The 12,405-nt window shown below is 69.5% G+C and carries 13 protein-coding genes and 1 pseudogene; 10 read left to right on the plus strand and 4 right to left on the minus strand.

Annotated elements, in window-relative coordinates; all coding sequences use genetic code 11:
• Positions 1–104: 104 nt before the first annotated feature.
• Positions 105–374 (minus strand): annotated as a pseudogene (locus tag ASJ79_RS08630) (GntR family transcriptional regulator); the annotation flags it as partial.
• A 62-nt stretch (positions 375–436) separates the two neighbouring features.
• On the opposite strand from ASJ79_RS08630, the gene ASJ79_RS32070 reads away from it, so the two are divergent.
• The 9 genes from ASJ79_RS32070 (at position 437) to ASJ79_RS08670 (ending at position 7,238) form a co-directional block, all read left to right on the plus strand.
• Positions 437–589: a hypothetical protein gene (locus ASJ79_RS32070; RefSeq protein WP_156448342.1), complete on the plus strand. Its 153-nt coding sequence runs from the start codon at positions 437–439 to the stop codon at positions 587–589.
• A 41-nt stretch (positions 590–630) separates the two neighbouring features.
• On the plus strand, positions 631–1,272 hold the full coding sequence (locus tag ASJ79_RS08635; protein WP_067954308.1) for a YitT family protein: 642 nt from the start codon (positions 631–633) through the stop codon (positions 1,270–1,272).
• Entirely contained in the window at positions 1,241–1,900 is a 660-nt protein-coding gene (locus tag ASJ79_RS08640; protein ID WP_156448343.1) for a nucleoside/nucleotide kinase family protein, read from the plus strand. Before ASJ79_RS08635 ends, ASJ79_RS08640 begins: the two co-directional genes overlap by 32 nt.
• Before the next feature lie 40 nt (positions 1,901–1,940).
• Positions 1,941–2,780, plus strand: a complete 840-nt coding sequence (locus ASJ79_RS08645) for an ABC transporter ATP-binding protein (protein ID WP_067954299.1) — start codon at positions 1,941–1,943, stop codon at positions 2,778–2,780.
• The gene (locus ASJ79_RS08650) at positions 2,777–3,610 is read left to right on the plus strand and encodes an NUDIX hydrolase (protein WP_067954300.1); all 834 of its coding nucleotides are present in this window, start codon (positions 2,777–2,779) and stop codon (positions 3,608–3,610) included. Before ASJ79_RS08645 ends, ASJ79_RS08650 begins: the two co-directional genes overlap by 4 nt.
• Complete coding sequence (locus ASJ79_RS08655) at positions 3,607–4,281, plus strand: enoyl-CoA hydratase (protein WP_067954301.1); 675 nt, start codon at positions 3,607–3,609, stop codon at positions 4,279–4,281. The genes ASJ79_RS08650 and ASJ79_RS08655 overlap by 4 nt, the downstream gene beginning before the upstream one ends.
• 10 nt (positions 4,282–4,291) lie before the next feature.
• Positions 4,292–5,290 (plus strand): class I SAM-dependent methyltransferase, encoded by a 999-nt coding sequence (locus tag ASJ79_RS08660; protein ID WP_067954302.1) that lies wholly within the window; start codon positions 4,292–4,294, stop codon positions 5,288–5,290.
• The gene (locus tag ASJ79_RS08665) at positions 5,224–6,450 is read left to right on the plus strand and encodes a class I SAM-dependent methyltransferase (protein WP_197420134.1); all 1,227 of its coding nucleotides are present in this window, start codon (positions 5,224–5,226) and stop codon (positions 6,448–6,450) included. Before ASJ79_RS08660 ends, ASJ79_RS08665 begins: the two co-directional genes overlap by 67 nt.
• Before the next feature lie 77 nt (positions 6,451–6,527).
• Positions 6,528–7,238: an esterase gene (locus ASJ79_RS08670; protein WP_067954303.1), complete on the plus strand. Its 711-nt coding sequence runs from the start codon at positions 6,528–6,530 to the stop codon at positions 7,236–7,238.
• Here ASJ79_RS08670 and ASJ79_RS08675 read toward each other — a convergent pair.
• Together ASJ79_RS08675 and ASJ79_RS08680 are read right to left on the minus strand one after the other, a co-directional pair.
• Positions 7,228–8,778 carry a sodium:alanine symporter family protein gene (locus tag ASJ79_RS08675; RefSeq protein WP_067954304.1) on the minus strand — a complete coding sequence of 517 codons (1,551 nt, stop codon included), beginning with the start codon at positions 8,776–8,778 and terminating at the stop codon, positions 7,228–7,230. The genes ASJ79_RS08670 and ASJ79_RS08675 overlap by 11 nt on opposite strands.
• A gap of 115 nt (positions 8,779–8,893) precedes the next feature.
• Complete coding sequence (locus ASJ79_RS08680) at positions 8,894–10,192, minus strand: PQQ-binding-like beta-propeller repeat protein (protein WP_067954305.1); 1,299 nt, start codon at positions 10,190–10,192, stop codon at positions 8,894–8,896.
• A 121-nt stretch (positions 10,193–10,313) separates the two neighbouring features.
• Between ASJ79_RS08680 and ASJ79_RS08685 the strand changes: the two genes are divergently transcribed.
• Entirely contained in the window at positions 10,314–11,051 is a 738-nt protein-coding gene (locus ASJ79_RS08685; protein ID WP_067954306.1) for an acyltransferase, read from the plus strand.
• Between the two features lie 15 nt (positions 11,052–11,066).
• Here ASJ79_RS08685 and ASJ79_RS08690 read toward each other — a convergent pair whose 3' ends face one another.
• Positions 11,067–12,293, minus strand: coding sequence for a glycosyltransferase family 4 protein (locus ASJ79_RS08690; protein WP_067954307.1), 1,227 nt, complete (start codon positions 12,291–12,293; stop codon positions 11,067–11,069).
• Positions 12,294–12,405 lie beyond the last annotated feature (112 nt).

The raw sequence follows: 12,405 nt of genomic DNA on the forward strand, positions 1-12,405 counted from the left end.
GAACCCGATCCTGAGCGAATCGAGATCTACCAGAACATCTTTGACGACTACCAACGGCTGACGGCGATACTGCGGCCCTTCATGCGCGACGGTGCCGACCGGGCGGCGACGCGGCGGGCGTTGAGGTAGCCGTCCTCGCGCAGCTGCGCGTAGGCCGCGGTGACCGTCGTGCGGGACACGTGCAGTGCCTCGGCCAGCGCCCGCTCACTGGGCAGCCGGGCGCCGACCGGAACCCGGCCGTCGATGACCAGTAGCCGGATCGCGTCGGCCAGGCCGTGATAGGCGGGTCCGCTGCGACTGGATGTCCGCCAGTTGCCCAATTCGCGTGCCAAAAGGTCCACATCGAGCGATCGGATAGCCATAGCGCCAGTCATTGAGGCCAGTATTGCCTAACTGGCTATTGAGAAGCAAGCCAAAGCTGCCAGATCATGACCGCATGACGCACTGGTTATCTCGCCTCGGCCAGCGGCTGGCCGATCTGTACTACCTGCCGTCGATGGGCAGCGCCGTCGACGAACGCGACTCCGACGCCCGGCGCGTGCGCAGCGAGCTCGACGCGATCCGGATGCATTTCCCGGACCACGCGTAGTGGCCGCGGCCGGACACGCCGCACTTAGAGGTGCGGCGCTGATGGTCGGGTTGTGCGGCTACGGCGTGTCGATGGCGATGATGGTCCGCGCCGGCCTCGGGCTGGACCCGTGGGACGTGTTCCACCAGGGGCTGTCCGAGCGCACCGGCATGACCATCGGCACGGCGTCGGCGGTCGTCGGCGTGGCGGTGCTGCTGGCCTGGATCCCGTTGCGGAACCGGCCCGGGATCGGGACGGTCGCCAACGTGGTCGTCATCGCGATCAGCGTCGACGTCGCGCTGTGGTTCCTCCCGGCTCCGGAGTCGCTGCCGGTGCGCGCCGCGTTGTTGTGCGCCGCGGTGGTGCTCAACGCGTTCAGCACCGTGCTCTACATCGGTGCCGGGCTCGGGCCCGGTCCCCGGGACGGGCTGATGACCGGGCTGGTGCGGCGCACCGGCCGGTCGGTTCGGCTGGTCCGCACCGGCATCGAGGTCTCGGTGTTGGCCGTGGGCTGGTCGCTGGGCGGCACCGTCGGGGTCGGAACCGTGGTCTACGCGTTCGGTATCGGCCCGCTGGTGCAGTTGTTCGTGCGGCTGACACCGCGCCGGCTGCTGGGCGCCGGTGGTTGGGCCGGGGTGGATTCGTCGCACCGCGCCGCCGAAGATGACAAGGATGTGCGGGCTGTTGGAGTCGCTGGCGGCTGAGGCGGTCGCGCTCGGCGAGCACCGGCCGCGCGCGGTCCTCGGGATCGCCGGCAGTCCCGGAGCCGGCAAGTCGACGCTGGTGGAGCTCCTGCTGGAGCGGATCGAGCGGCTGCGCGGGCCTGGCTGGGCCGCCCATGTCCCGATGGACGGCTTCCACCTCGCCGATGACCAACTGCGGCGCCTCGGACGGCTGGACCGCAAAGGCGCGCCGGACACCTTCGACGCCGCCGGCTACGCCCACCTGCTCAAGCGGGTGCGCGACGAGACGGGCGCCGACGTCTATGCCCCCGGTTTCGACCGGGGGCTGGAGCAACCGCTGGCCGCCGCGCTCGTGGTGCCGACCACGGCGCGGCTGGTCGTCACCGAGGGCAACTATCTGCTGCTGGAGCGCCCGGAGTGGCTGCGCGCGCGGCAGATGATGGACCGCGTGTGGTTCGTCGCCGCCGACGAGCACATCCGGACCGCGCGGCTGGTGTTCCGGCACGTCGAGTTCGGCAAGAGTGCCGCAGCGGCGCGGGCCTGGGTCGGTGCGGTCGACCGGCGCAACGCCGAACTGGTGGCGGGCACCGCGGCGGCGGCCGATCGGGTCATCGTCAACGGCGCGCAGGGCTGGGTGATTTCGGGCTGACTACGATGGTCGAGTGCCAGTCGACGACAGCTCCGATGCCGTGGATGATCCGGTGCCGGAAGCCGACCCCGACCTGCTGATCGACTTCGCCAAGGTCACCCTGCGCCGCAACGGACGGCTGCTGGTGGGCCCGGTGACCTGGTCGGTGGAACTCGACGAACGCTGGGTGATCATCGGCCCCAACGGCGCGGGCAAGACCTCACTGCTGCGGATGGCGGCCGCGATGGAGCATCCGTCCTCGGGCACCGCCTACGTCCTCGGTGAGCGTCTCGGCCGCGTCGACATGTCGGAACTGCGGTCCCGCGTCGGGCTCAGCAGCGCCGCACTGTCCCAGCGGGTGCCCGACGACGAGACCGTGCGCGATCTGGTGGTGTCCGCGGGTTACGCGGTGCTGGGCCGGTGGCGTGAGCAGTACGACGACATGGACTACGTCCAGGCCGTCGACATGCTGGAGAGCGTGGGCGCCGAACACCTCGCCGAGCGCACCTTCGGGACACTGTCCGAAGGTGAGCGCAAACGGGTGCTGATCGCCCGGTCGTTGATGACCGACCCGGAACTGCTGCTGCTCGACGAGCCCGCGGCCGGCCTCGACCTGGGCGGCCGCGAGGAACTGGTGGCCCGGATGAGCGATCTGGCCGCCGACCCCGACGCTCCGGCGCTGGTGCTGGTCACCCATCACGTCGAGGAGATCCCGCCCGGGTTCTCCCACTGCCTGATCCTGTCCGAGGGCCACGTGGTGGCCTCCGGTCTGCTCACCGACGTGCTCACCGCCGAGAATCTCTCGACCGCCTTCGGACAGTCCATCGCGCTGGACTACATCGACGGACGTTATTTCGCGCGCCGCACCCGCAGCCGCGCCGCCCACAGGAGACGCGCATGACCGACCCCGATCCACTGGTGCCCCGGCCCGCCGCGACGGTGATGCTGGTGCGGGACACCCCCGACGGCATCAAGGTCTTCCTGATGCGCCGGCACTCGGCGATGGACTTCGTCGCCGGGGTGATGGTCTTTCCCGGAGGCGGCGTCGACGACCGCGACCGCAACGCCGACGTCGCCTGGCACGGGCCGGACCGGCAGTGGTGGGCCGACCGCTTCGGCGTGGCGCCCGAACTCGCCGAGGCGCTCGTGTGCGCGGCGGCGCGGGAGACCTTCGAGGAGTCGGGCGTTCTGTTCGCCGGCTCGGCCGACGACCCCGACCTGCTGGTCGACGACGCGTCGGTGTATCGCGAGCAGCGCGCGGCGCTGGAGAACAAGTCGTTGTCGTTCGGCGAGTTCCTGCGCTCGGAGAAGCTGATGCTGCGCGCCGATCTGCTTCGGCCGTGGGCGAACTGGGTCACCCCCAAGGAGGAACGCACCCGCCGCTACGACACGTACTTCTTCGTGGGCGCGCTGCCGCAGGGACAGCGTGCCGACGGCGACAACACCGAGACGGACAAGGCCGGCTGGGTCACCCCGCAGGCCGCGCTCGACGACTTCGCCGAGGGACGCAGCTTCCTGCTGCCGCCGACCTGGACACAGCTCGACGCGCTGAACGGCCGCACCGTCGCCGAGGTGCTCGCGGTCGAGCGCAAGATCGTCGCCATCGAGCCGTCGCTGGCCGCCCAGCAGGGTGGCAACTGGGAGATCGAGTTCTTCAACAGCGAGCGGTACAACCAGGCGCGCAACCGGCGGGCTCCTCAGGGATACACCGACGGGGCGCCGCTCGCGTGACGGAGTTCGTCAGCGCGGTCCTGCCCCCCGGCGATGGGCCGCGGATCGCGACGCTGCTGGTGTCCCGGCCACCGACCAACGCGCTGACCCGGCAGGTGTGCCGCGAGCTCGCCGACGCGGCCACCGAACTCGGCGCCCGCGACGACGTGTCGGCGGTCATCGTGTTCGGCGGCCACGAGATCTTCTCCGCCGGTGCGGACATGCCCGAGTTGAACACGTTGACCGCCGCCGAGACCGCCACCGCGGAACGGGTGTCCGCCGACGCGGTGGACGCGTTGGCGAACCTGCCGAAGCCGACCGTCGCGGCGATCACCGGGTATGCGCTCGGGGCCGGACTGACGCTGGCGCTGGCCGCCGACTGGCGCATCAGCGGGGACAACGCGAAGTTCGGCGCCACCGAGATCCTGGCCGGCAGGGCGCCCACCGGTGCCGCGCGGCTGGCCCGCGCGATCGGCCAGAGCAAGGCCCGGGACCTGGTGTTCAGCGGCCGGTTCGTCGACGCCCGCGAGGCGCTGCAGCTGGGATTGATCGATGAGATGGTGGCGCCCGACACCGTCTACGACGCGGCGCTGGCCTGGGCGAGCCGGTTCACCGACTATCCGGCCGAGGTGCTGGCGGCCGCGAAGGGCTCCTTTACCCGCAATGAGAGCGTGGCCGCTGACGGACGTTAGGCTGCCCTGCATGACGGAAACGAAGGAACCCGGCGCCTACCCCGATGTCGCCGATCCGGCGCCGCAGCCGCGCGCGACCAAGGAGCAGGTCGAAGCGGCGATGCACGACACCAAACTGGCCCAGGTGCTCTACCACGACTGGGAGGCCGAGACCTACGACGAGAAGTGGTCGATTTCCTACGACCAGCGCTGCGTCGACTACGCCCGCGGCCGCTTCGACGCCGCGGTGCCCGAGGAGGTGCAGCGCGAACTGCCCTACGACCGGGCGTTGGAGTTGGGCTGCGGGACCGGGTTCTTTCTGCTCAACCTGATCCAGGCCGGGGTGGCGCGGCGCGGTTCGGTGACCGACCTGTCGCCGGGGATGGTCAAGGTCGCCACCCGCAACGGTCAGTCGCTGGGGCTGGACGTCGACGGCCGAGTCGCCGACGCCGAGGGCATTCCCTACGAGGACAACACCTTCGATCTGGTGGTCGGGCACGCCGTGCTGCACCACATCCCCGACGTCGAGCTGTCGCTGCGCGAGGTGGTGCGGGTGCTCAAGCCGGGGGGACGGTTCGTCTTCGCCGGGGAGCCCACGACGGTCGGCAACCGGTACGCGCGCGAGCTGTCGACGCTGACCTGGCATATCGCCACCAATGTGACCAAGCTGCCGATGCTGGCCGGGTGGCGGCGGCCGCAGGCCGAACTCGACGAGTCGTCGCGGGCCGCGGCGCTGGAGGCGGTCGTCGATCTGCACACCTTTGAACCCGCCGATCTGGAGCGGATGGCCGCCAACGCCGGTGCGGTCGAAGTCCGTACGGCCAGTGAGGAATTCACCGCCGCGATGTTGGGCTGGCCGGTGCGCACCTTCGAGGCCGCCGTGCCGCCCGGCCGATTGGGTTGGGGCTGGGCGAAATTCGCCTTCGGCAGCTGGACGACGCTGTCGTGGGTGGACGCCAACCTCTGGCGCCGCGTGGTGCCGAAGGCCTGGTTCTACAACGTCATGGTCACCGGGGTCAAACCGTCGTAGAGTTCGGCCTCGGCGATGTGGCCTACCTACGCGGCGACGCGGGCAGGCAGGCGCTGGCCGAGGTGTCCCGGTTGCCGTTGACCGACGCCTCACTGGTGTCTGACATTGCTTCTGCCAGAACACGTTTCGGCGACCGGACGGCGGTGCTGGTGGAGACCGTCAAGCTGCGCCGCAGAGCTGCGGCGAAGTTCCCCGACGCGTCCGAGTGGTTGTTCACCGACGACGCCTTGCAGCAGGCCACCGCCGCGCCGGTGGCGAAGCACCGGGCCCGTCGGCTGGCCGGGGCGACGGTACACGACGCAACCTGCTCAATCGGTGCCGAGCTTGCGGCACTGCGGGATTCGGCCGGCTTCGTGCTGGGCAGCGACATCGACCCGGTGCGCCTGGCGATGGCCCGGCACAACCTGGGCGCTGCCGTGCCGCTGTGCCGGGCCGACGCGCTGGCGCCCGTCACCGCGAACGCGGTCGTCGTCGTCGACCCGGCCCGTCGCAGCGGCGCCCGGCGGAGGTTCGATCCGCGCAGCTATCTGCCGCCGCTGGACGAACTGCTCGACGTGTTGCGCGACCGCGATCACGTCGTGAAGTGCGCCCCGGGAATCGATTTCGCGGTGGTCGAGGAATTGGGCTTCGACGGCGAGATCGAGGTGACCTCGCTGGGGGGAAGCGTGCGTGAGGCATGCCTGTGGTCGCGCGGGCTGTCCGGCGGTGTGCGCCGGCGCGCGACGGTGCTCGACACCGGCGAGCAGCTCACCGACGCCGATCCGGGGGAGTGCGGGGTCGCCCCGGCGGGGCGATGGATCGTCGACCCCGACGGCGCGGTGGTGCGCTCCGGGCTGGTGCGCCACTACGCCGCCCGGCACGGGCTGTGGCAGCTCGATCCCGACATCGCGTACCTGTCCGGTGACCGGTTACCCGACGGCGTGCGCGGCTTCGAGGTCCTCGAACAGGTGGCGTTCGGCGAACGGCACCTGCGGCAGGCGCTTTCGGGCCACGATGCCGGGGCCGTCGAGATCCTGGTCCGCGGCGTCGACGTCGACCCCGACGCGCTGCGCGCCCGGCTCCGGCTACGGGGGTCGGCCCACGTGACGGTGGTCATAACCCGGCTGGGCTCCGGGGCGGCAAGCAGGGCAACGGCATTCATATGTCGTCCGTCACGGTGAAAGCTCACGTACCCTGGCCGTACTTGATCCGCCACCGCGCCGAGCCCACCAGGCGCCGATCACGAGGACGTCCGACGATGCGCATCTTCGCCGCTGCTTTGACGGCTGCCGGTGTCTCGGTGGGCCTGCTGGCCGCACCCACCGCCGCGGCCCAGTCGGCCTGTGCAGATCTGGGCGGCACCGTCGATGCCGATCAGACCTGTCACGTGCACGCCGAGAACTCCCGGTACCGGCTGGATTACGCATTTCCGACCGACTATCCGGACCAGCAGGCGCTGACCGACTACCTGACCCAGACCCGCGACGGATTCATCAACGTCTCGGAGATGCCGGGTTCGTGGAACCTGCCCTACGTTCTGGACGCCCGGGGAACCGGGTACCGGACCGGGCCCGACGACGGCGGCACCCGCAGTGTGGTGTTCGAGGTCTACGAGAACGTCGGCGGCGCACACCCGCAGACCTGGTTCAAGGCGTTCAACTGGGACGTGGCGAAGAAGGCCCCGCTCAGCTTCGACACGCTGTTCAAGCCGGACACCAAGCCGCTCGACGTGATCTTCCCGATCGTGCAGTCCGACATCTCCCGGCAACTCGGCGTGGATGCGCCGATCTCGGCGGACGACGGGCTGGATCCGGCCAAATACCAGGAATTCGCGGTGACCGACGACTCGCTGATCTTCTACTTCGGGCAGGGCGAGATCATGCCCGGTGCCGGCGGCGCGTTACAGGCCACCATCCCGCGGACCGCCGTCGCGCCGATGCTGGCGCTGCAACCGACGATCACCCAGTAGTCGTCGGCTGCTTGGTCTTCTCGCCGGTGGGATCGTAGTTCTCCCAGAAGGTGGCGTTCTTGATGTCGAGGGCGAACGGATCGAAGACCGGATCCAGCCCCTGTTTCTTCTGCCGCTCGTAATCCCACAGCGCCTTGTAGGCGGGCTGCTGCAGGATCAGGATGCCGATGATGTTCAGCCACGCCATCAGGCCGACGCCGATGTCGCCGAGTGTCCACGCCTCGGACGCGGTCGAGACGGCGCCGATGGTGACCGAGACCAGGACCAGTGCCTGCAGCAGCATCGTGGCGTTGGAGCCGACGGTGCCCCGGATGAACGGGACATCGATGGTGGCGGCCTTGCCCAGCAGGAAGCGCAGGTTCGTCTCGGCCATGTAGTAGTAGGCGATGATCGTGGTGATGCAGAAGAACGCCAGCGAGACCGCGATGAAGCTGGAGCCCGCCCCGCTCCACAGCGTGTCGAAGCCCGTCTGGGCGAAGGCGGGGCCGACCTCGGCGTCGGCCGGCAGGATGGTGCCGCCCTCGCGGATCACCGCGCCGTCGGCGCTCTCGCCCTCGAACACCCGGTAGGCCCCGGTGGACAGGATCAGGAAGCCGGTGGCCGAACACACGAACAACGTGTCGATGTAGACCGCGAACGCCTGCACGAGGCCCTGCTTGGCGGGATGTGACACCTCGGCGGCCGCCGCGGCGTGCGGACCGGTGCCCTGACCCGCCTCGTTCGAGTAGATGCCGCGTTTGACGCCCCACATCACCGCCAGACCGATGATCGCGCCGAACGCCGAGTCGATACCGAACGCGCTGGAGAAGATCAGCCCGATGATCGCCGGGATCTCGGCCGCGTTGATCAACACGACGATCAGCGCCAGCACGATGTAGGCGACGGCCATGAACGGCACCACGATCGACGCGAACGTCGCGATCCGCTTCACGCCGCCGATGATGACGAAGGCCAGCACGATCACGATGCCGACCGCCACCCACCATTTCGACCAACCCCACGCGGAGTTCATCGCCGACGCCATCGAGTTGGACTGCACGCCGGGCAACAGCAGACCCATGGCGAGCAAGGTGACCGCCGCGAAGAGGAAGCCGTACACCTTCATCGCGCCGGCCGCCGCGGTGTGGGACAGTGCGGTGCTGAAGTAGTACGCCGGCCCACCGCGGTACTCACCGGTGAGTTTGTCGCGATCCTTGTAGATCTGGCCCAGGGTGCATTCCACGAACGACGTCGACGCGCCGAGGAAGGCCACCGTCCACATCCAGAACAGCGCGCCGGGCCCGCCGAACGCGATGGCGGTGGCCACCCCGGCGATGTTGCCGGTGCCCACCCGCCCGGCCAGTGACATCGTCAGCGCCTGGAAACTCGAGACCCCGGCGGGGGATTTCTCACCCCTGAGCATGAGCCGGATCATCTCGGGAATCTGCCGCACCTGCACGAAGCGGGATCTGATCGAGAAGTAGACCCCCGCGGCCAGGCACAGGTAGACCAGCGTCTCGTGCCAGACCAGGTCATTGACGGCACTCAGGAACTCCGACACTCATATCCCCTTTGATCGTGGCACGCCCGGTTTCAACTGAGTGTGCATGCTCGCACGTCTCCGCAAGATCGGTATTTCGAGACTGTGACGGCCGTGTTAGCGCCTTGCGCCCCGATCAGGCCGGACCGAACCCGTAGACCTGCCCGGCACTGGTCGCGGTCACGACCCGGCGGTCATGGCCGACCGACACCCCGACCGGCCATCCGGTCGCGTGCGGCAGCGGATGGGTGCCGATGACCGCGCCGTCGCCGAGGCCGAACACCCGCAGCGCCAGCCCGGCCCGCTCGTCAGGGCCGTCCTCGCCGTCGCGCACGATCGTGTAGCCGACGCCGGCCAGGCTCGACGTGGTCAACGGGGCGGTGTCGTCCCGGGTCCAGAGCACCTCGCCCTCTTGCGCGGTGTCGCGCACCGCGGTCAGGCGTGACCCCGGCCCGCCCCCGGCGATGACGAGCCCGCCGGAGGTCACCGACGGTGGGGTCTGGGCCAGGTAATCCAGCGGCACCGACCACTTCTCGCTGCCGTCCTCGACGTTGATCGCCCACAGCCGCTCGTCGCGGCCGTTCACGTACACCGTCGACCCGTCCGCCGACAACACCGGGCTGGCCAGGGGACCACCGCCGACGGCGTCGCTGGTCCACTCGCGGGTGAGCTGAGGTGTTTGGTCGGGCTGGTACCGCAGGCCGACCAGCACCGGCCGGTCGGCGTCGGGCTCCCACAGTGTCAGTACCACCATGCCGGTGGTCTCGGAATAGGCGGGCGCGGCGGCGACCGGGCATCGCGGCCCGCCCAACCGGCAGTCGTCCAGGCCGCGTTCGGAGTCGGTCGGATCCACCCCGGCCACGAGATCCAGCGACGTGCCGGTCACCGTGCCGCGATGGGCGTCGAACACCAGCACCTGACCCAGGTGGGTGACCACCAGCAGACGTCCCGGGTTCAGCATCCGGGCCGTCAGCGGCATCCCGATCACCGGCTGACGCCAGCGGATCCACTGGGTGGTCGGGAAGGACAGGATGGTGCCCGGCTGGCCGATGTAGAGGTTGTCGAACCCGTCGAACAACGGACTGGCGAAGCCGCCGCCCTGCACCAGCCGGCTGCACCAGCGCTGCCTGCCCCGGTTGTCGGTCTCCCAGACCATCAGCGAGCAACCCGCCTCGGTCTGACCGTTGACCGCCAGGTAGTTGCCCGACCCCAGCGACACCTGCGCGCCGAGTTCACCTTTGACGGATCGCATCCAGTCCAGCCGCAGCGTGTCGGCGCCGGTGACGGGGGAGGAGCTGCTGTTGGCGGCGTCGGCGTACTGCGCCGACCATCCGGTGGCAGCACGCGCGAGCACCCAGGAATCGGTATTGCCGCACCCGGCCAGCACACCTGCGACCAGCGCCGTCGAGGCCAGAGCGATGATTCGCCGGAGCACGGGATCCCTTCTGATTGCGATGTACGTCGAGCCCAGGTGAGGGTAACCGTTGACCCTTTCGGGCCGCGGCAGCGGAGCGACCCGGGAATGTCATCCGCGCGGGCGCGTAGGCTGTCCGGCCATGACAACGATGTGGGGAGCGCCGCTGCACAAGCGCTGGCGGGGATCGCGTCTGCGGGACCCTCGCCAGGCCGATTTCCTCACCCTCGCCTCGCTGAAGTGGGTCCTCGCCAACCGCGCCTACACCCCCTGGTATCTGGTGCGGTACTGGCGGCTGCTGAAGTTCAAACTGGCCAACCCGCATGTGATCACGCGGGGCATGGTCTTCCTCGGCAAGGACGTGGAGATCCAGGCCACCCCGGAGCTGGCCCAGATGGAGATCGGGCGCTGGGTGCACATCGGCGACAAGAACACCATCCGCTGCCACGAGGGTTCGCTGCGCATCGGCGACAAGGTGGTGCTCGGGCGTGACAACGTGATCAACACCTACCTCGACATCGAACTCGGTGATTCCGTGCTGATGGCCGACTGGTGCTACATCTGCGATTTCGACCACAAGATGGACAGCATCGAGCTGCCGATCAAGGACCAGGGCATCGCCAAGAGTCCGGTGCGGATCGGGCCGGACACCTGGGTCGCGGCCAAGGTCACGGTGCTGCGCGGCACCAGCATCGGTCGCGGCTGCGTGCTGGGCGCCCACGCGGTGGTCAAGGGTGAGATCGCGGATTACTCGATCGCGGTGGGCGCTCCGGCGAAGGTCGTCAAGAACCGCAAGCTGTCGTGGGAGACGTCGGCGTCCGAACGTGCCGAACTGGCCGCGGCGCTTGCCGACATCGAACGCAAGAAAGCCGCCCGCTGACCGAACCGTCCACGGTCAACGGTCGGGCAGCGGCCGTTCCACGATCGGCTGCCGGGGCTGGGGCCTGCGCTCGGCGCGCTTGGCGGCCAGGTAGACCTGCGCCGTCTCGGCCGCCACGGTCCGCCACGCGAAATCCGAGGTGAGACGTTCCCGCGCGGCGACCGCCCGCTGCTGGGCCGCCGCCGGATCGTCGAGCAGTCGGCGCACGGCCGTGGCCAGCGCCGCCACGTCGCCGGACGGATAGGACAAACCCGTCACGCCGTCGATGACCGCCTCGCCGAGTCCGCCGGCGGTGGAGGTCACCAGCGGGGTGCCGGTCGCGGCGGCTTCGAGCGCCACGATCCCGAACGGCTCGTAATGCGACGGCAGCACGGCGGCGTCGGCTCGGTGCAGCAGCTGCAGGAGCTCTGAATGATCTACGCGCCCAACAAAGTTCGTTGCCTTGAGCACCTTGTGTCTGCGGGCCTGCTCGGTCAGGAAGTTCAACTGGGTGCCGTCGCCGGCGATCGTCAATGTGGTGCCGGGATGGGTGCGGCGGATCCGCGGCAGCGCGGCGATCGCGTCGTGCACGCCCTTCTCGTATTCGAGGCGGCCGAAGTACAACAACTCGGCGGGTCCGGGGTGGGGTCGCCGGCCCGCGAACGGCCAACCGTCGGTGTCGATACCGTTCGGGATGACCGAGATCTCCGAGAGTTCGGGACCGAACAGTGCGGTGATCTCTTCGCGCATCGACGCCGAACAGGCGATCAGCGAGTCCGAGTCGTGCACCAGCCACGACTCCAACGCGTGCACCTGCCGGCTGACCACCCCCGAGACCCAGCCGGAGTGCCGACCCGCTTCGGTGGCATGGATCGTCGAAACCAATGGCACATCGAAGAATTGGGCGAGCGCCACGGCGGGATGGGCGACCAGCCAGTCATGCGCGTGGACGATGTCGGGCCGCCAGTCGGTCAACACCAGGCCGGCGCGGATCATGGCATGGCCCATCGCCAGCGTCCAGGCCATCATGTCGGTGCCGAAGGTGAACTCGTGCGGATCCTCGGCGGCCGCGATCACCCGCACGCCCTCGTGGACCTCGTCGGTGGTCGGGTGCGTGTGCGGGTCGGTGCCGGTGGGGCGCCGGCTGAGCACCACGACCTCGTGGCCGGCCGACACGAGCTCGGTGGCCAGATGGTGCACGTGGCGCCCGAGTCCGCCGATCACCACCGGCGGGTACTCCCACGACACCAGCAGGATCTTCATCGTCATGCGGTGGGCAACCTCCGTGCGTCGAGCGCCCCGAACAGGCCGTCGGCGCGGTTCCAGCCCTCGGCCAGCCGCCGCGCCTGCTCGTCGCGTCCGGAGGCCACCGCCG

Source organism: Mycobacterium sp. NAZ190054 (assembly GCF_001545925.1).
GTDB lineage: Bacteria > Actinomycetota > Actinomycetes > Mycobacteriales > Mycobacteriaceae > Mycobacterium.

Bases quoted from the DNA above. Each gene is read 5' to 3' on its own strand.
- ASJ79_RS32070 (WP_156448342.1), top strand. From the start codon at position 437: ATGACGCACTGGTTATCTCGCCTCGGCCAGCGGCTGGCCGATCTGTAC.
- ASJ79_RS08635 (WP_067954308.1), top strand. From the start codon at position 631: ATGGTCGGGTTGTGCGGCTACGGCGTGTCGATGGCGATGATGGTCCGC.
- ASJ79_RS08640 (WP_156448343.1), top strand. From the start codon at position 1,241: ATGTGCGGGCTGTTGGAGTCGCTGGCGGCTGAGGCGGTCGCGCTCGGC.
- ASJ79_RS08650 (WP_067954300.1), top strand. From the start codon at position 2,777: ATGACCGACCCCGATCCACTGGTGCCCCGGCCCGCCGCGACGGTGATG.
- ASJ79_RS08660 (WP_067954302.1), top strand. From the start codon at position 4,292: ATGACGGAAACGAAGGAACCCGGCGCCTACCCCGATGTCGCCGATCCG.
- ASJ79_RS08670 (WP_067954303.1), top strand. From the start codon at position 6,528: ATGCGCATCTTCGCCGCTGCTTTGACGGCTGCCGGTGTCTCGGTGGGC.
- ASJ79_RS08685 (WP_067954306.1), top strand. From the start codon at position 10,314: ATGACAACGATGTGGGGAGCGCCGCTGCACAAGCGCTGGCGGGGATCG.
- ASJ79_RS08690 (WP_067954307.1), bottom strand. From the start codon at position 12,293: ATGAAGATCCTGCTGGTGTCGTGGGAGTACCCGCCGGTGGTGATCGGC.